Genomic DNA, 21,291 nt, shown 5'->3' with positions numbered 1-21,291 from the left:
TTTGGAGTCCAATTCCCTACCCCAAGGAGATTGGACGTGAAGAAGCGTTTTTCCGAAGAGCAGATCATCGGCTTCCTGCGCGAGGCCGAAGCGGGCATAGCGATCAAGGACTTATGCCGGCGGCATGGCTTCAGTGAGGCCTCGTACTATCTGTGGCGCAGCAAGTTCGGCGGCATGAGCGTGCCCGACGCCAAGCGGCTCAAGGACCTTGAGGCCGAGAACGCGCGGCTAAAGAAGTTGCTGGCCGAGCAGTTGTTCGAGAATGACCTGATCAAGGATGCTTTGCGAAAAAAGTGGTGAGCGCACCGGCGCGTCGTGCGCTGGTGCGCGAGTGGATCGGGCGTGGTGCCAGCGAGCGTCGTGCGTTGGCGGCGATCGGCATGAGCGCCAGCGCGCTGCGCTATTGCCCACGTCAAGACCGCAATGGCGAACTGCGCGAGCGCATTCTTGCGTTGGCGCATCGCCATCGCCGCTACGGCGTGGGGATGATCTATCTCAAGCTGCGACAGGAAGGACGCCTGGTGAACTACAAGCGCGTGGAGCGGTTGTATCGCGAGCAGCAGCTACAAGTCCGGCGCCGCAAGCGCAAGAAGGTACCGGTTGGCGAGCGTCAGCCGCTGCTGCGGCCAGCGCAGGCCAACCAGGTGTGGTCGATGGACTTCGTGTTCGACCGCTCCGCCGACGGCCGAGTGATCAAGTGTCTGGTGATCGTGGACGACGCAACGCACGAAGCGGTCGCCATCGAGGTGGAACGCGCGATCTCCGGGCACGGGGTTGCGCGCGTGCTGGATCGGTTGGCACACAGTCGCGGCCTGCCGCAGGTGATCCGCACCGACAATGGCAAGGAGTTTTGCGGCAAAGCGATGGTTGCCTGGGCGCATGACCGGGGTGTGCAGCTACGGCTCATCCAGCCGGGCAAACCAAACCAGAACGCCTACGTCGAATCGTTCAACGGCCGGCTGCGCGACGAATGCCTCAACGAGCACTGGTTCCCGACGTTGCTGCATGCGCGCACCGAGATCGAACGCTGGCGACGCGAATACAACGAGGACCGACCCAAGAAAGCAATTGGCGGCATGACGCCGTCCGCTTATGCCCAACATCTGGCAAACACCGATATCATCAACCCCGGACTCTAAACCCGACCGCTACTCAGGGCGGGGGGACGTCGCTGGGACAGGATCATGGAGGCCGAGCTTAAAGGCATCTATGCAGACGAGCCGAAAGAGAAGAAGTCCTTCATCGAAAAGTGTCAGAAGAAGGTCGAGGACGAGCTCTTCGGCCCTATGTGGAGTTCCGGATACGAGCCCCCTGCTCGAGTGATTCGACCGAGCGCCTAACTGGATCTGCTTAAAGCGGTCGTCTGCTGTACCAGTGCAGCGCGTCGACAGCTGCAAGCATTGCATCGGCCTTGGATTTAGGCTCCCTCAGGGCAATGCACTCATAGTGTGCATTGTGCGCAGCGGGCCGGCCCACCGATTCTCCACGGGCAGTCGTTGCACTGGCGGGTGCAGTGCGGGGCGCGATTGCTGTGATCGCTGGCAACGGTGACCACCTGGCGGTGGTCGCCTGCAGGACGCACCTGCAGGGTTCGTGCAGTCGCCGCAGACAAGTTCTTGCTCACGGCCCCTTTCCTGGCACTGGCGGCGGCGGCGTCGCGGTGGTTGCCAGAGGCGTGGCCCACGTAAACCCGGAGCTGGCCAGTGCTGCGGCCACCAGTGGATAGCCTATGGCGGGATCATCCAGAGAGATGACGGGCCCGACCACCTGCCACCAGCTGCTGTCCATCGGCTCGTCGTAGGCTAGATACGCCGTGCTAGGGTGGTGCATCCGCGAGGGCCAGCTCAGCACCGGCATATCGACGATGCCTACGGCCTGCAGCTCGGAGTGGAGCTTTACCGCCTCGGGGTGGGTCACTGAATGGTCTGGCTGATGGAGCAGCGTGGCCACGGCTTGAGCGGCGGCACTGTCGGGATCGTGATAGAGGGCACGCAGTCCGGGCTGGCCCAGAGCGAGCAGCGGTAGATCCGGCCGCTGCGCTTGGATCTGCACGATGTCGAAGCCATGCAGATGCATCGGCAATACGTGAGCCTGCAGATTCGCGCCCACCGCCACGCCTCGCAGGACGGTTTCCCACAGCGCCCCTGCAGCAGAATCGGCGGCATAAAACATCTTGTGCGTCCCTACCAGAGCCATTCGTGCCTTGGAGAACGGATTTGGCGCGAGGCTATGGTAGCCGCGCTTATAGACATGCCACAGCGGAATCTGCGGAACCACCTGCAGCGTGGGGGTAACAGCACACCACGGACTACCACCGGGCATCGTCGGCCCCTTCGTCGAAATCGGCGTGTGCGAGCTTCAGAATAGCCAGTGGATCGGTAGCCAGCAGCTCGGCCGGAGTGCGCCCGTCGGCCAACGCATGCGGTGCCAGAAACCATTCAAGCTCTTCCCAGCCAGAGGTGCGCTCGCCGGCGGCCACGCCGTTGCGGCCGCGCACGAGGGTGAGGATCTCAGGAAGTACTGGGCTGGGCCGGCCAGATTGCATGAACTGCCAGGGCGCGAAGCAATAGGCACGCCTTTCGGGCACCCACACGCCAAATAGTGCTCCCCTACGCCTCAACCTGCTGGCACGCTGGGCGGGTGAGCCAGATCCGCCACGTAACTGCATTCCGGCCTCTTGCGAAGTGAGCCAATCGGCAATGGCTTCAGAGCGAGCAGCAGCGCTGGCTGCAGTTTCGTCAGGGACGTGTCGTGTCGAAAAAGCAGAAGAATCATCAGGTGTATTGCCACTCAGCTGCTGCAGCGCATGCTCCATCTCTCGTTCTGCTTGGATTTCGTGTCTCACCGTCTCCGGAGGAAACAGCGTGACCAGCACGTCGTCGTCGTTGGACGTGCGCAGCCATGCGGCCATGCTCTCGTGCAGGCTTGAGTGAATGACGAACCGATACGGTCGACGTCGCCGCGCATCGAGCCGAAACACCAGCGGCTCGCGGCGCGCCCCGATCAGCACGTGACGGCGCAAGTGGCCGTGGATCAAGATTTCGCGCGAGAAATCTCGCACCGCGTCGGTCAGGCGCTGCAGCTCGGCCCACGTCGGATCGGAAGGCGCCGTGCCGCGAATCCAAGCGTGCAGGCCCTGGCGCAGCGCCGGCAGCACCAGCTCATAGGCTCCCAGCAAATCGGCGTCGAGGTGTCCCAGACGCGGCGTTAGGCTGTCGGGGGCGTGTCCGGTCAGATCCGGAAGCCCCAAGTACTTCAGCGTTGTCATGGCGATCAATCCAGTAGGTGGGCGCAGCAGCGCCCATGCAGATCGACCCTACGAAAGCAACGACTGTTCGTCAAATCCTTGAAACCCTTCCAAGCCGACCCTCATTGGTTCTGCCGTCGAATTCGGGGCAACTTGTCGGTAGCGCCCTGGGAAACGGGCACTTTGTTCGAGGCGTATCGACATCGGGGCATCTATTGGTGCCAGATGGGTCGAATGACGGCTGCCAGCGCGGCGACTAAGTATCAGCGATCGAGGGGACGCCGCAGAGGTGCGAAGATGACGCACAGCCAGACCGCGATCGAGGGAGTCACCGCGGGCACTACTAGCGTGTCGCGCAGGTTATCAGCGCCCGCGACGGTGATGGCCGATAATGGGCATGTTGAGAGATATCCGCACGAGCCCAAACCCTTACCTTCAGATCGCCTCACTGCAAATCGGAGCCATCTATGTCCCGCACCGCCGCTCTCGCCACACCGCTCAAGCCGGTGACCGCCATGTACATCGACACCGGCCTGGGATATGTCCTGATCGAAGCGGCGATCACGGACCCCTTCGGCATCCATCGTGATGCCAACGGCGAGGGCTACAGCGTGTCCCATATCGCGACAGGTTACAAACTCGCTGAAGGGTTCGCGACGATCGACGCAGCACTCGCACTGTGCAACGAGCTGCGCCGCATGAACAAAATCAACTGGGGCTTCACGGACAAGGCCGCGGTCAAGGAATGGTCTGCTTACGCTCGCAACAAGATCGTAGGTCTGATCGCGACACACGGTGGCAGGACCGGCAGCAACGCGAGGAGAACTTCGCCATGACACAGGAAGCCATACGCCATGCCCGTGGCTCGGCCGACTATAGCGCCACGTGGGCGTGCGCCATGGTGAACGAAATCCGGCGCATACTCCAACAGGGAGCAATGGAATAAACACCGGGTCAGCAAATCCTCCACCCTTGACGCCGACGACCGAAAAAGCCCTTAAGCGATTTCAAGCGGTCAAATCCATTCGGGAAGAGCGATATCGTTCTTGGGTTCGTTTTTACCAGAGCGCTAAAGCGACCGTCACCGCGTTGGCTCGGGAACGGGAAGACATTGCCTACTTCTTACCTTACGACTTCCACGTGATCCCCGGTGGACAGGCGGGAGGGCTTGACGAACTAACGGTCGATGTCATTTTCGGCATACGTCTCTACGATGTCTCTGGCGTTGTTGGTGGCCAGGGCAAGCGACCACTCAAGATGCACAGCGAAACCGGCGCATCATTACGCTATGAGCGCACGGATTCGGGTCAAGTCCTTTGCCTACTTTCACCAGGGCGTGCAGAGCGGACTCACTCCATCGTATCGATGGTGCTGCTCGAGCGCCTCCGCCACCCTGACTACCTCAACAAACGCACGTTGAGCCGGCACCTCGCTAGCTTGGCCGCCTACATGGCCGCAACCAGCTTAGATGGCTCTCCAACGCTCGGCCAACGTCTGCGCTACGGCATCATATACATCAAATGTCGTTACGCCACAGCAAACGGCCGCCGGATGCAGCCGAGTCGCTTATGCGTTGGCGCGCAGAAGCTGCTTTGGTGGGTCTTCACCGTCGGCTTCAGTGGAGCGGTCCTATTTTTACTGCAGAGTGTCATTGGTAAGACACCCTGAGCATCACGACGCCAACAACGACGCGGTACCTGTCATTGGAAGACACGATGGCCTCGCCGAACGCCTCCTATGCCGCGGCGGCGCTCGTGAATAACTCGCTCGACGTTAGTTTTCACTGCGCTGTCGCGGTAATATTTCCTTCTCTCACGAACAACATTTTCATAGGTAGTGTTCCATGACTGATATCTCTACTGATGCCTCGCAACCTCCGGTACGCATTCAACTAGGTAATGAGGTGCATTGGTTGCGGCCCTCAGGTGTTACTCGCATCGAAACAGTGGTCCGTGGCGAAAGCCCAGAGTATGTGAATATCTGGCTCAGCGACGGAGCCAAAGTCTGGTTATCTTGTGTTGGAATGAAGCTGGCCGAAGCCCATTCAATTGCCGATGGCGTTGCTCTGAAGTTATGGACGGTGCAGGAGCCTTCGCAAGAGGCTCCCAAGGGATGGGCTGCGGTGGAGGCGTAATGATCCACACTCGATTTTGCAATCCACCATGCGCGCCGGACAGCAGATTGCGCATGGTGTTTAGCGAGGGCTAAAGCATGCTCCGTATTCACTACCCCATAACTGACAGCCAGCGCTGCGAAGCACGTGAAGCCATTGCGGCAGGTCTCGCGGTTCGCATCGGCCTGGTCGCCCTCTATCCGGACCTGGACCTAGATGTGATCTGGGGCGTGGATCCGTACGGAGAAGACACGTTGGCGGCGAACGAAACAGATGCCCCGGCGATCGAATCTTCGATTGACTGGGCTGAGAAACTGCACGAGAGAGAGCATCTAGCCGAGCGATCGTATGACTTCTAATTACAAGTCACGTAGGCGCGAAAAGCCGGACACGGAGGCTGTGAAGCGCGTGCGTGCGACTTCTCCGTTTTTTGCGGCCGACGATCTCTCCCCGTCCGTGCGGTCCGCCCTACAAGCCCTGCCTGCACCCCACGACGGCGTATTAGAGATTGTGGACCTACCCGTCATAGTGCCTGGCGTTAGATTCGAGCTCAGCACTGAGCAGCTCGCGCAGGCTCAGGCCATATTTCGCGACTTGTTCAAACACGAAATCAAGCCATATGCCGACAACAGCCGCAAATCAATTCGCGCTGACTGGAGACACTGGATCGCGTTTTGTGCCAATCATGATCGGCTGTGCATGCCCGTGCAATTTGATGACCTGGTTGAGTTCCTGTCAGCTTTGATTGACGCCGGATACAAACGGGCCTCGCTGGAGCACCTCCTCTTTACGCTAAAATTGGCCAGTCGGCTATGGGGTTGCCCCTGCCCGACCGAGACAGCCCAATTTCGGTGGTATTGGCAACAGCAATGCCGCGAGAAGCTCACATCCCGAAAACACCAGGCGTCAGCGCTAAATATTGAGACCGTGGATCATGTGATGGAAGCGATAACGACTCCATCTGGTCTCGACTCGCTGCTTGAGCTTCGCGACAAGGTCTACGTGGCAGTGGCCTACGATCTGTTAGGACGTGCTTCCGAAATGGTGCGCTTACAGTGGAACGATGTTCGCTTTGATGCCGACGCCGACGGCGGAGCCACATGCACCATCTCTCGCTCTAAGACAGATCAGCAAGGCGCTGGAGTCGCGCTCTACCTAACGCCGCGCTCGGCCGCCCTATTGCTCACTTGGCAGAAACAGCGATCAAAGGCAACAAACTATCTTTGGCCCGCTGTGCACGACGAATACCAGCAGAACTCCTATATCTTTCATCGGCTTCCTAGATACAGGCTGTTCGAACCTAGTCCAGCCGCGAACGCTAAGCGGCTACGCTGGGACACGCATTTAAGCGTGCGTGAAGCGGACCGAATAATCAAACGCGCTGCCGGTAATCAATACTCAGCTCATTCAGCCCGCGTAGGGGCTGCGCAAGATATGACGCGTGCCGGAATGGACTTGCCAGCGATCATGCAGCAAGGCCGCTGGAATACACCGACTATGCCTGCTCGCTATGCAGAGAATGAGCTCGCCACTCGCGCCGGCAAGAGTCGACAAAAAGCATTGGCGAAGCTTCGCGACCACTGAGCACCCCTGCCCCAACCGGAATTCATGTGATGCGAATACAGCGTCCACAGAAATATGCGCATTTCGGTTGGTTGCCTGCAGTAAACTATCTCCGTCCGATTCGGACCCTTGCACGGTGCTGAAATTTGTGGATAAGCAAGTAGATGATCTCCAACAAAGTTTTTGATCACAACGTAATAGAGGGTCTAGCAGATGCGGGGTAGCGCATTGCAGACGGTCGCGACCCAGCGATTGACAGCCGTCAACTATCGCCTGCTTGCCACGGAAGTCATGGACACCCTGCAACGTGATAGTCGCGTCCGTGCTGAGTTGGTCCGCAGCATTGGCGCCAAGGCCGATTTCGGGCATATGAAGGTTCTCGCCGATCGCAGCACTATGCCGGCAGACGTGGCTGCTATGGTGCACCGCCTGTACAGCCCACACGAGGTGGTGATTAACGAAGATGTTCTGAGCTTTGATGTCGCAGCGTTCCAGGTTGACCTCATCTGCGTGCCCTCCATCGAATACGACACCGCACGCGATTACTTGGCGTTCAATGTTCTGGGCAGCCTCATGGGCCGTACGGCCAACAGAATGGGATTCAAGTATGGGCACAGCGGGCTACGTTACAAACTCAGGGATGGTGATTTCCTCGTAGCCGACATACCTGTCACCACCAAGATGGCGGCGGCATTTGACTTCCTTGGTTACGACTATCGCCGTTTCACCGAAAGCTTCCACGCCCTTGAGGATGTCTTTTTCTATGCTGCAAGTTCTACCTACTTCGATCCAGTCGCCTATCTACTGCAAGCCAGAGAATACCGCGATCGCGCATGCTATCAGAAGCGCCAAAACTATCGGTTTTTCATCGAATGGCTGAAGACAACTGGTACTGCCGCAGGATCGTCAGCAGGACTACAACGCGAACATCACCTACAGCGGGCAATGTCCCAATTTCCTGATTTTGCAGATGCACTTAAGCGGTCCCAAGAAGCGTTTGCCGGCTCGCGCCGTCGCAAGCAGATATTCAATGGCCAGATCGTTGCCGAGTTGACGGGCCTCGAAGGCCAAGCACTTGGGCAGCTCATGCGTCGGCTGCACGACGCGTATCCAGGCGGACGTCCAGAATTTGTAGCTTGGCTTGATCAGCTGCAGGATCACGAGCTCGCAGCCCTTCATGCTTATATCGAAGATATGGCTATCGATGCCGGCGTACGCACTAAATCGCTGCACTCAACATCCGACTGATCGCGTACGCCGAGCGCCTTGCACACAATGCCAGTCGTTTTGAGACGAATGGGACACTGATGGACCACAAGTAAGACCTCAGCTGACCTTTGAGAAAGCCCTGCGTGTCAGCTTAGCAAAAGTGAAAATAAAAAAAACCCCGCAAAAAGCGGGGTTATTCACAATCTTCCATTTGGTGTTTAACACCGATGAATACCTTGCTAGGATCAGAGAGTAGGCAAGGGAAAGTATGCGGCGTACCAAGTGCCAATGAATTGAGGCAGGACAGATGGCCGATCATGAGAAATACTTTAATAGCATGCTTGCTCAAAGCGAATCCACTCTCATGAACCACATCCGCGAGGGCAGCAACCCAATGTGATGCCGTGACTGCAACACCCGTTCGCAGAATTAAAGGCATCTTCTTGATCTCGCATCTCAAGAGTCTCATAACCAAGGTCAACCGCGACTGCGAGAGCCGATACGCGTTGATGCTCCGGTAATTTAGAGACGCGCTTGTCGATCTCGGTACTGAACAATTTGACAAGATACGACCAGGACAGTCCACAGCATCGGCGAGCAATCTCCCATTCCTTCTGGCAGACCACGCCCCAGGCTTGTTCGTCCAGCGGACCAAGCAACTCAGCTTTGCTCTCGTAAACATGCTTCTGAATACCCGCAATGACGGCATCAAAACCAGCATCAATACGAGCCTGATTGATAGTAAACATTTGGTTTGCTCCAAGCGTGATGGGCAAACCAACTGCGCCTAAGGGCGAAGTCAAGTTCGCCCTTTGGGGATGAAAGTAGTTTTTAAAAAACGTTTCGTTGAGGTGGCACCGGCCACAGCGGAGATGCGCAAGCGCGTTCTTCTTTTAGATTAGACCTCTCATTGCGAGGGTGTCAAGTCAGAGCTTGGACGTAGTCCAATTGCTTGTTTTGAAGCTAGTTCATTGCGACAGAAGACCTACAAATCGAAAGTCTTGAGAGATCCGGCCTCAAGTGGAACGCGAAAGCGGCTCTCGATGTGCGCCATGTCACGATCTTTTCTCATGCGCTACGAAAACAATTTTTTGCCGTGCAGTGCTCAAGATCGCGTACCGTCGCATCTGCCTGGACCGCAGGCGAGCGCCCCTGTCGAGGGGAAGGGATACAGAAATGCGTCACATGCATTCTACCGCGAAGGTTCTTATCGGCTTTATGGCACTGACTCTTATGCAGACTGCAGCAGCGTGCTGCCCTGATGTCGGCCACACACCAAACACAGCTGTGACTGGACTTGGAACGAGCCGTCCAGCGGCTATGGATCTGTCCGCTGTGAGCAATGCAAAGGTTTTCGCCTTCGAGCGTGATGGAATCCGTTACTTGCAAGTCAACGATTCGACGGGACAAGTCAGAACCGCAATAGGTTGGATCGATAATGTTGTGTGGGTGATGCCAATTGGTGTGGATGCCGACCGGACAAAAATTTTAAAGCCGGGCTCCATGCCTGCAGGAATATTAATATATGACGGGGACACAGTTGCGGTATTTCTATTGTCTAATAACAACTGGATCGTCATACCGAAACAGTAGGCGTGACCCAAGTGGCTCTGATAAGTAAAAGCTGATCTTCGTATGGTGGTGTTTAAACGCACCACCATACGTCTTTACTCGTCTGGATAGGACCGCAGCATTCTCGTAAGTCGCTCGGTCAACCGGGGTGTACTGAGCCTGGTCAGCAGCCACCGTAACAACAATGCCTTGAATGTCACGTGTTTTGCCCACACGTGCCTTGATCACAAGTCGCACACCAGGCGGTAGAGAGCTGACAGCTGACAACGTGCATCTATAGACCGCAAGCTGTAGCCCAACTGACAGCGCCATGGGATCGCCGCGAAGCATTGAACTACTCACCTCGGTGTGACTGACACGGGCAAATCCCGCAGAACAGTACACATGGTAAAGACCATGCGTTTCGATTTCCAAGGGGTACAGTGTGTTGATGTACTCGTTGAGCATTCTAGATTGAATCGAGCCGGTGCGGATCATCCGCATAGCGGCCTCATTTTGCCCGCGTGATTTCAAATGTGATTCGATATCCCGGCGCAGCATGTTCACATGGACTTGTACGTCAGTGAACCCAATCACATGTTCACGGAGTTCTCTTTCAGCCCACATATAACTCATTCGTGCCGTTTGCTGAGCCTGCTGCTCACCCCTTAGCCGAATTCGTGTTTCGGTCAAAACACTCGAAATCCTGGTGCCGAGCACAAATACACTTGTGGCGATGGTTGCGAGCATGATTTGTACAACGAAACCAGTGGAATCATATGCTCCAAATGCACCGGTATTCCGCAAAGAAAATCCCAAAGCAGCATTGGCAATCACTAAGCCAATCGCTGCACCACGCCACCCATGCAACCATGTCAGCAAAATCGCCGGTATGATGAACAGAGACATCATTCCAAGTCGCGCAAAGTGGTTTTCGGGAAGTGTTGCCAGCGCGAATAAGAGGGCTGTTGTCAGTGAAGACGCAGAACTGTGAATCGCGAGTCGTCCCGGTCTCTCCGTTTCTTTCCTTCGTAACCAAAGCATAACAGGGAGGATGACCATCAACATGCCCAGATAGTCCCCCACCGCAAACCGGACAAGTTTGATTCCTCCGATTGCGGTTGCAGGTCCTTCGAGCAGTATATTAACGCACTGCGTGCATACCGCACTCCAAAGTGCCGCTAACAAGAGTAACGGAATCAGCAACGCCTCTTTACGATGCACTTCCCGTAACTTGATCCGTATCGCCATGGGTACCAGCGAGATTGCCGAGCCAAGGACGCACGAACTTCCATACGCCCATACAGGACTGATGCCCATCCCGGAGATTGCTGGAACCCTGAGCATTAGCAAAGCGCCCACGTCTCCAAGCAGCACCCACGGTACCATGCGATAGGGTGCAAAAAGGAGGGCAGCAATCCGTAGACCAGCTGGCAAATACCACTGGTCAAGGGAGCAATGCCAAGCTAACTGAAACGCTAGGCAGTAAGCAGTGGCCGTTAACAGGCCTCTTGTTGCATACCTCATCCCTTCCATGGGCTACCCAAAGTTCTGATGAGTAGAGAGCATACCTGAGAAGACCCGACAATTGTTTGCGCTCGGAAACTACTTAACCGGGAAGGCAGACCACGTGCATGATTTGCATCGCGATATGGGACACATTGCTCATTCGCAGGGGCATGCAGCCATGGCAACTCCGATGTGCTGGTCAGGCTTTCCCTGATAGACCAACGCCACCTAGATGTGCGATCTTAAGGCTGTCTCGGAAGCTCGGTACCTGCGCTTGCGCCGCTTTAGTTCAAAGGACCTCAGCCTTAAGCAAGCTGTAAGCTATGCCGAGACGCTTTTTTTCAACCGTCCCCCTGTACCGATTTCGATTGCCGATAGGTCGCTGCCGCATGGAGCTAGTCGTGTTTGAAGAAATTTTCAACGCGAGGGTGCGCGAGCTGTGGAATCTGTATGGCGCCACTGGTCCACTTCATCATCCAGGCGAAAAGGGAGCATTCCGCGAAGCTTTTTTGAGACAGCTTCTAGAATCAGTTCTACCGATACAATACGGCATTGGTAGCGGGGTAATTATAGACGGTTTTAAAAAGCAAAGCCCGCAAGTTGATCTTCTTATTTATGATAGGCGAAATTTCCCACCCTTCTATGAGTCCGGCGGCCATGGCATCTACCCGTTTGACTCCGTTTTAAGGGTTATCGAAGTTAAGAGCCAACTTGATAAACAGGGGTTAGAGCAGTTCGCAAGACTCGTCAAGTCAATGCACCCGAGTAATCCGGATGGCCTCAGAATGAGAGGATATGGCAAGCTGGAGGGAGGTCAATCCTTCTATCCGTACCCTGCTTTGTTCGCATACGGAACCCGTATTTCTCGATTCAAGGATGAGTGGGAGAATTCTCCTGACCTTCAGTGCATGGCAAACGCTATATGCGTAGCTCACGGCGGTGTTTTAACAAGGTTCAATCGAGGTGATGAGCATCACACATTGTCATTTTCGGACCCGCACCGCTTTGAAAACAACATTCGAGCGTTTGTCATTAGACTACTAGATGGCATCGAGCACACTGCGAATTCGCGCCAAGCCCTCAAAGTTAGCGACTGGCTTGATAATTCCACTACACAGCTTGGTTCCTTGGATTTCGATTAGTTTAATAGGTCTAACTTCAGTGAATAACTTAAAAAGGACGGACGAGCTGGTAGAGCGCGCACGATCGCTTGCGGCAATTGCCCATGCCTCTCAGACCGATAAGGCCGGCCTGCCCTACTTGGGCCATGTCGCGCGCGTAGCGGAGCGTGTGACGGCCGCCGGCCACTGCTGCGAAGCAATTGCAGCAGCATGGCTCCACGATGTCCTAGAGGATCAGCCGGAGCACGCTGATGCGGTTTTGCTCTTCCCGGCCGCCGTTGTCGAGGCTGTGGATCTATTGACTAGGAAAGAGCATGTCTCAACTGACTCCTATTACGCCGGCATTCGCTGCAATCGCATTGCATTGGCGGTAAAAGCGGCAGACATCGCCGATAACTCTTCTGCAGAACGCCTAGCTCTATTGTCCAGTGAAGACAGGAATAGGCTTCTAACCAAGTACTCGAAGGCAAAGATCGCGCTTGGCCTGGCCTAACCTCGCTCCAGCCAGCGCTGCAGCGAGCTGGAGTCGGCGCGGTGCCTCCGAAGCAAATATGCCGACCTAGACGGGTCCTGGTAGGTACGGACATCCGGAGCGGCAAGCCGGCCAGTGTCCGTCGCCGATGCCACCTTCGAGGGATAAGTACGCCAAGCGCCCCATAGGCTGTTAAAGACTGGCGTGACTCGCGAGGCCATGGCCACAGTCGGTACCGAACACGAGCCGCAGACCTGGCGGAGGACGTCGCCGGCGTGATCGGACCGGGCATCGAGCAATCCGCTCAGTGGCTATGGCGCTGGGACCGGCTGGATCAGGTCAGGCAATCGGACTTGCTGATAGACCCTATTTCACCTACCACCAGTTCATGACGCGCAAAATCCGGTCCAGTATGGACGGAGGAAGAGCCGGTAGTAGGTAACCGATGCCCGCACCGGCAGAGCGGTCTCATCACTCTTGCAAATCCCAGGGAGCTGCTCACTCGTACCGTGGAACCCAGCTGGGACGCAACTCTCCTTCGCGCCGATCAATCGGACCAAGCTCATTCCGCCAAGCGAACGCGTGGACGCTGCTGATGCTTTCGATGATGGGCAGTGCATCGTCCGGCCGTAACCGCAGCGCGAGCAACCGAGGTTCTGCCTGGGGGTGGAAGTACAAGGGTGTAACGCGCAAATGCAGGTCGACGTCGCGATAGCCAGGCGCGTTGCCATGGGTGACGAACTCGGCAAGAAGACGCACCGGCTCGTCACGTGGGGCTTCAAGCAGAGCGTCCAGCTGCCGCTGCTGCTCGTCGATCGCATGCGCCTCCTTTTCAGCGGTAGCTTCGTCAACGAGTTGGCGCGCCGCTTCTGGGATCTGCGCCAGCCAGTCAGCGCTGAGGCGATCGATCGCCTCGGCAAGCGAGTAGCCCATATCAACGAGCCAATCCGGCCGATTGAGCGCAAGTGACGCTGCGATCTGCTCCCCGGTTGACAACACGCCGAGGTCGCCGGCGGCCGCAGCGCGGGACTTGGCCAGAATGTGCTGAAGGGTCGGGCTGTCGTTCATCTTTCAGGTCCTTTGTTTAGCGGTGGCGGTAGGCGGTACGGATCTCGTCGTCATCATCCACGATTCCAACCCGACACGGAGCCAGAGCCGGGTGATCCTCCGGTACGCCATTTGCGATCGCCATCGCCGCATAGGAGGCGTGCAAGGCGTGCCCGCCAGCAGAGGGTGGCGACACCATCTCACCGCGCATCTTCGCCAAACGCACGGTGAGATTGTGCTCTGCCCCGCGGAGCAGGAATCCTGCGCACATGCGTGGCTGTGACGCCCCAGCTTGATGGCACGCGAAAGTGGATTCAGCCATGTCGTACGCTGTACGAGCGCTGTGAACGAACGCCTCCGATGGGAATTTACCGATGGCGTCGATTCGCCAAGGGCAGTCGCTGCAGGGCTTTGCACACGGTTGCCGACGCTGTGACCGATCGCTGGAAACGGTGACGACCTGGTGCTCGCCGCCGGCAGGACGGATCTCCAACTGACGCGATCGAGGTTGTTTACGCGAATACATCGGGACACCTAATGCCAGATCAACCGTCTCTTCACGAATTATTGCACTTTGCAACATAACTCCGCGAAACGCGACAGACTACAGGCGAGTCTCCCGAAAATGATTGGTGACGTTATGCAGCCCGCACGAGGTGCTCTACCCCGCCCACTAGCCCACTTCCGACGATGTCACGCTACCTGCGCAGACTCCGTCGTGCTGCCATACCAATGCAGAGAAGCACTGACGGCATCAGAGCATATGGAAGCAACCAACCAACCTGCCAGCCAGCGACGAGACCGATGCCCAGCAGAAATGCTGATAAAGCTTGCGTGAACAAACACATGACGCAGAGTGCCGCGGCCGCGCCCGCGAACTTAGATGGAAGGCTTGGCAGAACCAAGGATCTTGCAAATTTCCTCTTGCCACCTGCATAGAGCGCAACCAGCAGCACCGCTAGCGTTCCGCATAGCCATCGAGGCGACGTTGCAAAGAACGCGCCGGCGATTGCAGGAAGTACTGGGTAAAGCAAAAAAGGCAGGTAGCGCAGCATTTAAGTCACAACCGACAATGCCGGCCTTCCATCACGTGCCGCGTCTGCAAGCTGCGCACCCAATAGCGTCTGGGGAAAGTAGCGGAGTGAGTGTTCCGCCCCATCAATATGCGTTGAATCGAACCAGTCCTGGCCGTTCTTGGCCCAGGCCAGACCGCGCTCGGTCAAACTGAATCGATCTGACCCGACTGACCAAATCAGCCGCTCACTAGCCAGCTCGTGCACGGTCCGCACCGATGCCATCGATTCGTGCTGACTTTCAAGCCAAAAGAAAGACAACGTCTCGACCATTGCCTCCTCATCCAGAAGCTGCAGGCAAAGCTCGCTGATTCGCTTTACCAATGCTGGTGCGCCATCATCAACCTCACGTAGTGGAGCGGTTTCCATTTCACGCGCGATCGCTTCCCGGTAGAACTGATGGGTATATTTGATGCAGGTTTCCAGGAACGCGAGGCGACGCACAAGGACATTTACACCGCTTGCCTCACCCGGTGTCATAGGAGCAAATACTGTAGCCATAGGAACAAGCAGATATCCCACACCACGGGTGTTATAGGAATTAAATCCACCCGAGGAAAATGTCATCAGCGAACGCACAAATTCAAGCGGCGTCATCGTGTGTTCGTCATAGGCGAAGGTCCTACGCACGCGCAAACCCACATCAGGGACGATCTGCCGCAATGCCTCAGTGATAATTCCAACTGCGCTGGTGGCAATTACTCTATTGTTCTGCTGCATCTACTTACTCCGATGTCTTGTTAATTTCGACAGTGGCTGTGCTCAAGGGATTGATCACCGCACCGCCAGTTGTGTTTGCGATTTCAAGCATGATCGTCAAGGCAGCAGAGCGGTTCCGGTTCGTGGTCTGGATACCAACCGACTTCGTGCCAACTTCACCGGCCGCCCAGGTCAAGGTCGTGTTCACAGGAGTGAAGTCCGTGCCTGAAACCGCCGTGCCGCCGGAAATGGTCCGCAAAGTGACGCTCACGGTCCCCTTTCCGCCGTTACGATTGACCTTGACATTCGCGATATGCCCCTGGTCTACAAAGTACAACCCAGGATTGAAGGTGATTGCACCCGGGCTTTCAGGATCCGCAACATCGGTGTTCGCAATATTCGATCGCTTATTGATTGCTCCATCGATCGCGTCATAACCCTCCACGATATTTGGGCTCACCGCATCCATTCGTTCGCCCGTGCGTTGCTGAAGGCCTTTCCGGTTTGGATCATTGAGCGAATTGCCTGAACCAAACATCTCAACGTCGAATTCTTCACCCGACAGACCCGACAATTCGGACATGTTCGGGGTGAATCCGCCGGCGGCCATGCGCGCCTCTACTTCATCCGTACTGAAATTCTCCATGTTGGCGTTGATCAGCTGCGTGAGAGGAATGCCACCGCACTGCGGTCGCTTGGCCGTCCCCATGCCAAAGCGCCCGTCCTTAGCCATATGGTCTCGGATCGACTTGCTCACTGTGGAATTAAAGCAACACGACACATGCATCTTCACGATGCAGATGCCCAACAGTGATTCAGTCTGGCAGTAGGAGCCGAGATAAGTGCATTGGCCTAGGTTCTTCTTAATCGCCAGATCCTTCTCATGGTCCTTGCAGTACCAGCCAAGCTTTGGACGGATATTGCTTGCTGAGAAATTAGAAAACTTCTTCGCAAAGTCTTCAAGAGTCGCGTTCGGATCGCCTGCTCCGGGACTGCCTCCACCATTGATGTTCTCTGCAAGCGAAGTGAATGACTGATTCAATGTCATGGAGTCTGAGCTAGCATCGTAGTTATCCCATACGCCTGTTCCGTCACCATTCTGTTCGTCGGAAAACTCGCCTAGATCTGCCATTCCATTCTCTCGCGCAAAGTTTCCATACCTTTCCCACCATTGCTTTTGGCTGTCAGGCGGATCCTTGGTGCAGCAATCGAGCAAACCGCCTAGCATCTTCTTGCACGAATCCCGTGTGCCAGTGAATAGCTTGACCTTAGAGAGCATTTCCATGGCCATAGCCTCATCCGGGTTACCTGGAGGATCAGGGTCTGGGACCGGAAACGGAAGGGGGACGCCAAATGCATCATCCTTGTTCTCCTGAGCCACTGCGCTCGGGATGATGCCGCTCAGTGCTGCCTCGAACACTTTCGCGATCATGGAGTCAACGTGCGCTCCCTTTTCGATGGGAATAGCCTTGGCCATGCCGCCTACACCGCCCGGCGCACCATCCACCTTGTAGTCCATGAGGATAGTCTGGCTAGTGACCAGCTCGGCCCCCGCCTTGGAGACACTGACCGTGCTCTTATCGTCGTTACTGCAGCTTCCATCTGCGCAAGGGATGGGCTGGGCACCTTCGCAAGTGGTTTCTTCCTTAATCTCCACGTCATCACCGACCACAGTCACCTTGCAAGCATAGACCTTCGTGCCGGTATAGCAGTGACCAGTGGATGACATACCGCCTTCAGAGCATTCTTCTCGCACCTCCGTGCAGGATTCGTCATCCGCCAGACGCTTGCACTCGTTTGGAACCTCTCCTGTCGGCGGTTGAACCACACACTCGCGGCTGCCGTCCTCGTCAATGAAGCACTGCTCGCCCTCCCAGATACCGCTGCAGTTCATTGTCTTCTCGGCACGCTTACACGAACCGTCATCCCCAGGGTACAGCGGGCCGGGGCTCTGACTGCGGTAGGGGGGGGCGACATACGGGGGGCGAACACCTCGCTTGAACGCAAAGGTGACCTTGCCGCGGGAGAACATTTGAAGACCCTTGCCCGCCACGTACTCGTACTCGAAGCCTCTTGTCGTCAAATTGACGCTCGCCCTCCAGTCATTCGCCTTCGAAGGCTCGACCACTATCGACACGTCCACTGTGCCGGAAAGCGAGGCGACCCTGAAATCATGAATTGCTTCAATGTCCCCCATATATTGACGTAGGTCCACCGCCAAATTAACGGTACCGTTAATCAAATCAGATCCGATTAGATCAATCTCTCTCGATACGATCTCTGGAATAACTGGAGGATCTGCCGGATAGCTCTCAAGGCAAGTCCACTTCGTCTTGCAGAACTCATCACCATCCTGGCCACAATTCCCTTGATCCACGGCATCGACATTCCATACCGGAATGCCGACCTGATCCCAGACAAGGCGGACCGTTGGGGCCTTCGAATCAACGTTCCAATCAGTACGGGTTGTTTCAAAAATTGCTCTCCACCCATTGCCATAGCTCGGTGCCTGGACTTGGCGAACGCCGACTCCCTGACCAGGGTCCACGATCTGCCAACCGTAGTTGGCAATAGACTTAACGGCCGAGGGGATTTGATCAGCAATCGAGATTACGGTCTGGTTTGAACCAGTTCCCTCGCATTCTCTACGGTATTCAGCATCAAGGCAGGTATAGTTTTCACCCGGGTACAACTCACCTCGCTGTTGCAAGTCGGCTGGGTAGACATAGATCCCATTGGCAGTGCTAGGCGCGGTCTTCGTGCAGTACCAATGTACCGGACAGCTGCTAGCAGCCAATGCCGACATGCTCGCAAGTAGCATTGGACTTGCTTGAGCTCTTGGAACAATCCCGGTCAGGACCGCCAGTGCTGTGCGCTCAAATAAGCCCTCGCTTTCTGCTTCCGACCCGTCGCTCTTAGCAAGTATCATCTGGACAGTATCAGGCTTGCTCTTCTCCATTAGTGCGGCCGCAGCTATTGAACCGTAAGGATTCGTGCAATCGCCAGTGGTGATGATGCTTGTCCGCACTTTCAACTCGGATAGATAGTTCCAATTGAGTGTCAGGCTTGGCTTCACCGGATTAGTTGCGACGGTGTAATTGCGGGTACCGCGGAACTTGGCCAGCCAGCCATTCGACAATGAAGGAACTTCTACAAGCTCAATTGTTACGCCATTTTGCGGATTATTCACCTTCCAAGCAAATTTCGAGATCTCCGTAGAATCCGACGAAAGCAGATGTCCAATGTAGATTGAGGTGATAAGCGCGGACTTCCCATCACAAACCCGCGTGAGGTGACCAGTCGTACAAGAAGCCAACGCTCCAGGAAATAGTGGCGCGTGCTTCTGCGCCATCGCGACAGAGACCGCGATACCGTTGACTGTCGTTGGCGCGTTCGCTGCACATGTCCACCGAGTCGGACATGCAGTAGACCCTGGATCACTGCAATTGCCGGTGTCTGTCACCTTGGTCGAGATGATGGTAACAGTAGCGCCCCACGTCATCTTGATTTGGGGACTTACTGGTTGGAAACTGAAATTACTGCGATCAATTCGATAGTGGGCATTCCAACCGTTATCTCTTGAAGGCGCCTGCGTCAACACCACATTTACCCCTGACTGCGGGTTTAACGTTTGCACCTGGAAGTTGCTGATGGATACCGTACCCTCAGGCAGCTTGTCAGCGATGCTGATGATCGAACTCATGCTAGCAGTACCGGAACAAACCGTGTCCAAGCTCGCACGCGCACAGTTGTTGGGTGCACCAGGAAACAACGGTGCACGACTCGCCGCATCCGCAGCGCTAATTGCTACACCGTTCACAGTAGTGGGAGCCCCTGCTGCACAGGTCCACCTCGTCGGGCAGTTCGGGCTTCCCGGAGCGCTGCAATTACCCGATTCGCGTGTTCCAATGAAGGTGGTCCACACGTTGGAAATCCAATATAGCCGGATCTGCGGTGCTGCAGGTACATAGGAAAAATTGGTGCGCACAACATTGAACCGTGCTACCCAGCCATTACCTGCACTGGGAATCTGCGTGGTCTGAACAGTTATGCCATTCTGCGGATTAAGAACGTCAACCCGAAAGTTCGATATCGATGTAGTCCCGGCGGACAGACGGCTCGAGATGTTTACTTCGTTGGAGTTCGTAGCAGCGCCGCCACAGGTCCGGGTGAGCGTTGAGCTGACGCAGGTGTTCCCTGAACCTGGATACAGTGCGCCAAGCTGGGCCACTTCAGCATCCGAGACCCATATGCCATCAACACCAGTAGGTGCAGCCTGTGTGCAACCCCACTGTGTCGGGCACTGAGCCGTACCACCGTCCCAGCAGTTACCACTCTCAGCGATACCCCAAACATTGGAGACTGCCTGAACTTGATAAGTGATCTCGTAGGTCGAAGTGCAGTTGCCACTCCGACACAAATGGTTGCCAGGAGTGTCACCCGTTAGCGCCCAACTCGCACCGTCCCACCAAATGCTCACCGAGTTCGTCCAGCTGCCGTCGCCGGGACCAAAGCTGCCAGGTCCAAACGAACCGGAGATCTTCCTAGCAGAGACAAAAACCGGCTGTGCTTGGTTCGGCTCCGGCGGTCCGGCCATCCAGATAGCAGCACTAGCAGTTGAGCCGCTCCTAGCAAACGTCTGCTGCGCCGTGTAGGTCTTGGTGATCGTTTGGTTCTGACGATACAACGTCCGTCTACGGGTACAAGACAATCCGCCAACTTCATTGTTGACGTTGAGCGCAGCATCCATCGAGTTCGACGTATGCGCCTCACGTAGCTCGCTGAAGACCTCCCGGGAGCATAGGTTCGCCGGAATTTGCTGGTCGATCGGCAGCGCTACGGACTTTTCTCCAGTCACCTGTGTGGTGACGGATTCAGGAATAATTTCCCGACGGCACGACAATCCGCCGACTTCAGACGTTAGATCGATAGTCGACGTAATGGTGCCGGACAGCGTGTCCCGATAGTTTTCCGCGCGGGTTTCGCGCTTACATACTGTTCCATTGCCCTCAGCGGACACAAACAACTGAGACACCTTTTGCTTGCGGTCACTCGTTGGCGTTTCCGTGTACTCAGCCTGCCGCTCGCAGACATCCTTGTTGCCATTCTCAGCGGGTATGTTGACAGTGTCGCAGTAGCGCTCTTCGGTGTACGTGTGCGTTTTGCTACCCGGCGTTACAACAGTGGTCGTCTTGCACTCTGTGAGCATGTCACCAAGAGTTTCGCGCGCTCCACCGTCGCTTAGCTTCTGAAGGCTCTGCTCCCAAAGCGTATTGTCATTGCGCAATTCATCCTGTACGCGGTGCATGTCCCTCGGCACAACGGTAGAGGTACGTGTTGCCTCGGCCCAGGATGAAGGGTCCTTATCGATCTGCGGGCTAAGGTCGTTATATGCGGATTGCAAGCTCTGCAAATTCTTGGAGCCATCGATCTGCTTGAGGCGGTCGACGTACCCCTTATTATTGCCCGAAGGTAGAATTTCATCCGCTTGATACGAGCGCCCATTGATTTGGACCGTACCTGTTCCATTTTTTCCGGCACCATCTGTAAAGCCAGCCTGTGCCGCGCTGCCCTCAACGGTTCCGGAAGCATCGTTGACCGTTGACTGACCCGTCGCCGTTGCTGAAAGCGCAAATAGGATCAGCGAGAGAAGAATTTTATTTTTAATATTCAATGTTCATTTCTCA

General features: G+C 56.0%; 18 protein-coding genes. 10 read left to right on the top strand and 8 right to left on the bottom strand.

The annotated features are described in order from the left end of the window. Positions 1 to 36: 36 nt before the first annotated feature. Positions 37 to 1,139, top strand: a protein-coding gene (locus ACCQ07_RS22240; RefSeq protein WP_223574235.1) for an IS3-like element IS1389-B family transposase whose coding sequence is annotated in 2 segments (ribosomal slippage) — positions 37 to 295 and positions 295 to 1,139 — 1,104 coding nt in all. Because the reading frame shifts where the segments join, the coding sequence is not laid out codon by codon here. Positions 1,140 to 1,620: 481 nt separating this feature from the next. Here ACCQ07_RS22240 and ACCQ07_RS22235 read toward each other — a convergent pair. Beyond that, positions 1,621 to 2,277: an RES domain-containing protein gene (locus ACCQ07_RS22235; RefSeq protein ID WP_503256042.1), complete on the bottom strand. Its 657-nt coding sequence runs from the start codon at positions 2,275 to 2,277 to the stop codon at positions 1,621 to 1,623. 31 nt (positions 2,278 to 2,308) lie between these two features. Beyond that, positions 2,309 to 3,268, bottom strand: coding sequence for a hypothetical protein (locus tag ACCQ07_RS22230; RefSeq protein ID WP_372364210.1), 960 nt, complete (start codon positions 3,266 to 3,268; stop codon positions 2,309 to 2,311). Between the two features lie 446 nt (positions 3,269 to 3,714). On the opposite strand from ACCQ07_RS22230, the gene ACCQ07_RS22225 reads away from it, so the two are divergent. The 6 genes from ACCQ07_RS22225 to ACCQ07_RS22200 all read left to right on the top strand — a co-directional run bounded on the left by ACCQ07_RS22225 (position 3,715) and on the right by ACCQ07_RS22200 (position 8,171). Then, the gene (locus tag ACCQ07_RS22225) at positions 3,715 to 4,083 is read left to right on the top strand and encodes a hypothetical protein (RefSeq protein WP_372364209.1); all 369 of its coding nucleotides are present in this window, start codon (positions 3,715 to 3,717) and stop codon (positions 4,081 to 4,083) included. Positions 4,084 to 4,219: 136 nt separating this feature from the next. Then, positions 4,220 to 4,915: a hypothetical protein gene (locus tag ACCQ07_RS22220; RefSeq protein ID WP_372364208.1), complete on the top strand. Its 696-nt coding sequence runs from the start codon at positions 4,220 to 4,222 to the stop codon at positions 4,913 to 4,915. Between the two features lie 175 nt (positions 4,916 to 5,090). After that, positions 5,091 to 5,381 (top strand): hypothetical protein, encoded by a 291-nt coding sequence (locus ACCQ07_RS22215; protein ID WP_127446630.1) that lies wholly within the window; start codon positions 5,091 to 5,093, stop codon positions 5,379 to 5,381. Between the two features lie 77 nt (positions 5,382 to 5,458). After that, positions 5,459 to 5,719: a hypothetical protein gene (locus tag ACCQ07_RS22210; protein ID WP_039575117.1), complete on the top strand. Its 261-nt coding sequence runs from the start codon at positions 5,459 to 5,461 to the stop codon at positions 5,717 to 5,719. Further along, positions 5,709 to 6,944, top strand: coding sequence for a tyrosine-type recombinase/integrase (locus ACCQ07_RS22205; RefSeq protein WP_039575118.1), 1,236 nt, complete (start codon positions 5,709 to 5,711; stop codon positions 6,942 to 6,944). The genes ACCQ07_RS22210 and ACCQ07_RS22205 overlap by 11 nt, the downstream gene beginning before the upstream one ends. Before the next feature lie 231 nt (positions 6,945 to 7,175). Continuing rightward, positions 7,176 to 8,171: a hypothetical protein gene (locus ACCQ07_RS22200; protein WP_503256037.1), complete on the top strand. Its 996-nt coding sequence runs from the start codon at positions 7,176 to 7,178 to the stop codon at positions 8,169 to 8,171. Between the two features lie 323 nt (positions 8,172 to 8,494). On the opposite strand, the gene ACCQ07_RS22195 is transcribed toward ACCQ07_RS22200, so the two are convergent. After that, on the bottom strand, positions 8,495 to 8,881 hold the full coding sequence (locus tag ACCQ07_RS22195; RefSeq protein WP_229006711.1) for a hypothetical protein: 387 nt from the start codon (positions 8,879 to 8,881) through the stop codon (positions 8,495 to 8,497). A gap of 436 nt (positions 8,882 to 9,317) precedes the next feature. On the opposite strand from ACCQ07_RS22195, the gene ACCQ07_RS22190 reads away from it, so the two are divergent. Beyond that, positions 9,318 to 9,725 carry a hypothetical protein gene (locus ACCQ07_RS22190; RefSeq protein WP_127446631.1) on the top strand — a complete coding sequence of 136 codons (408 nt, stop codon included), beginning with the start codon at positions 9,318 to 9,320 and terminating at the stop codon, positions 9,723 to 9,725. Here ACCQ07_RS22190 and ACCQ07_RS22185 read toward each other — a convergent pair. Next, positions 9,684 to 11,210, bottom strand: a complete 1,527-nt coding sequence (locus tag ACCQ07_RS22185; protein ID WP_372364324.1) for an MASE1 domain-containing protein — start codon at positions 11,208 to 11,210, stop codon at positions 9,684 to 9,686. The two genes, ACCQ07_RS22190 and ACCQ07_RS22185, sit on opposite strands and share 42 nt — an antisense overlap. A 383-nt stretch (positions 11,211 to 11,593) precedes the next feature. Between ACCQ07_RS22185 and ACCQ07_RS22180 the strand changes: the two genes are divergently transcribed. Both ACCQ07_RS22180 and ACCQ07_RS22175 read left to right on the top strand, forming a co-directional pair. After that, entirely contained in the window at positions 11,594 to 12,334 is a 741-nt protein-coding gene (locus tag ACCQ07_RS22180) for a DUF6602 domain-containing protein (protein ID WP_372364205.1), read from the top strand. Between the two features lie 19 nt (positions 12,335 to 12,353). Beyond that, positions 12,354 to 12,806, top strand: a complete 453-nt coding sequence (locus tag ACCQ07_RS22175; protein ID WP_039575123.1) for an HD domain-containing protein — start codon at positions 12,354 to 12,356, stop codon at positions 12,804 to 12,806. 477 nt (positions 12,807 to 13,283) lie between these two features. On the opposite strand, the gene ACCQ07_RS22170 is transcribed toward ACCQ07_RS22175, so the two are convergent. The 4 genes from ACCQ07_RS22170 to traN form a co-directional block, all read right to left on the bottom strand. After that, positions 13,284 to 13,853, bottom strand: coding sequence for a hypothetical protein (locus ACCQ07_RS22170; protein WP_372364204.1), 570 nt, complete (start codon positions 13,851 to 13,853; stop codon positions 13,284 to 13,286). Positions 13,854 to 13,869: 16 nt separating this feature from the next. Continuing rightward, a complete protein-coding gene (locus tag ACCQ07_RS22165) occupies positions 13,870 to 14,358 on the bottom strand; it encodes a DUF6283 family protein (RefSeq protein ID WP_074052308.1) in 489 nt (162 codons plus the stop codon). 529 nt (positions 14,359 to 14,887) lie between these two features. Next, on the bottom strand, positions 14,888 to 15,625 hold the full coding sequence (locus ACCQ07_RS22160; RefSeq protein ID WP_372364203.1) for a hypothetical protein: 738 nt from the start codon (positions 15,623 to 15,625) through the stop codon (positions 14,888 to 14,890). 4 nt (positions 15,626 to 15,629) lie between these two features. Then, positions 15,630 to 21,278: a conjugal transfer protein TraN gene (gene traN / locus ACCQ07_RS22155; protein ID WP_372364202.1), complete on the bottom strand. Its 5,649-nt coding sequence runs from the start codon at positions 21,276 to 21,278 to the stop codon at positions 15,630 to 15,632. Between the last annotated feature and the right edge of the window lie 13 nt (positions 21,279 to 21,291).

Origin of the sequence: Xanthomonas sp. NCPPB 3583 (genome assembly GCF_041475715.2) — a bacterium.
Classification (GTDB): domain Bacteria; phylum Pseudomonadota; class Gammaproteobacteria; order Xanthomonadales; family Xanthomonadaceae; genus Xanthomonas; species Xanthomonas euvesicatoria.
The sequence above is the reverse complement of the archived record's forward strand: the minus strand, read 5'-3'. Positions and strand labels throughout refer to the sequence as shown.

Excerpts from the sequence above, each read along its gene's own strand:
- ACCQ07_RS22230 (WP_372364210.1), bottom strand. The coding sequence starts at position 3,268 with ATGACAACGCTGAAGTACTTGGGGCTTCCGGATCTGACCGGACACGCC.
- ACCQ07_RS22225 (WP_372364209.1), top strand. The coding sequence starts at position 3,715 with ATGTCCCGCACCGCCGCTCTCGCCACACCGCTCAAGCCGGTGACCGCC.
- ACCQ07_RS22215 (WP_127446630.1), top strand. The coding sequence starts at position 5,091 with ATGACTGATATCTCTACTGATGCCTCGCAACCTCCGGTACGCATTCAA.
- ACCQ07_RS22210 (WP_039575117.1), top strand. The coding sequence starts at position 5,459 with ATGCTCCGTATTCACTACCCCATAACTGACAGCCAGCGCTGCGAAGCA.
- ACCQ07_RS22205 (WP_039575118.1), top strand. The coding sequence starts at position 5,709 with ATGACTTCTAATTACAAGTCACGTAGGCGCGAAAAGCCGGACACGGAG.
- ACCQ07_RS22195 (WP_229006711.1), bottom strand. The coding sequence starts at position 8,881 with ATGTTTACTATCAATCAGGCTCGTATTGATGCTGGTTTTGATGCCGTC.
- ACCQ07_RS22190 (WP_127446631.1), top strand. The coding sequence starts at position 9,318 with ATGCATTCTACCGCGAAGGTTCTTATCGGCTTTATGGCACTGACTCTT.
- ACCQ07_RS22185 (WP_372364324.1), bottom strand. The coding sequence starts at position 11,210 with ATGAGGTATGCAACAAGAGGCCTGTTAACGGCCACTGCTTACTGCCTA.
- ACCQ07_RS22170 (WP_372364204.1), bottom strand. The coding sequence starts at position 13,853 with ATGAACGACAGCCCGACCCTTCAGCACATTCTGGCCAAGTCCCGCGCT.
- ACCQ07_RS22165 (WP_074052308.1), bottom strand. The coding sequence starts at position 14,358 with ATGTATTCGCGTAAACAACCTCGATCGCGTCAGTTGGAGATCCGTCCT.
- ACCQ07_RS22160 (WP_372364203.1), bottom strand. The coding sequence starts at position 15,625 with ATGCAGCAGAACAATAGAGTAATTGCCACCAGCGCAGTTGGAATTATC.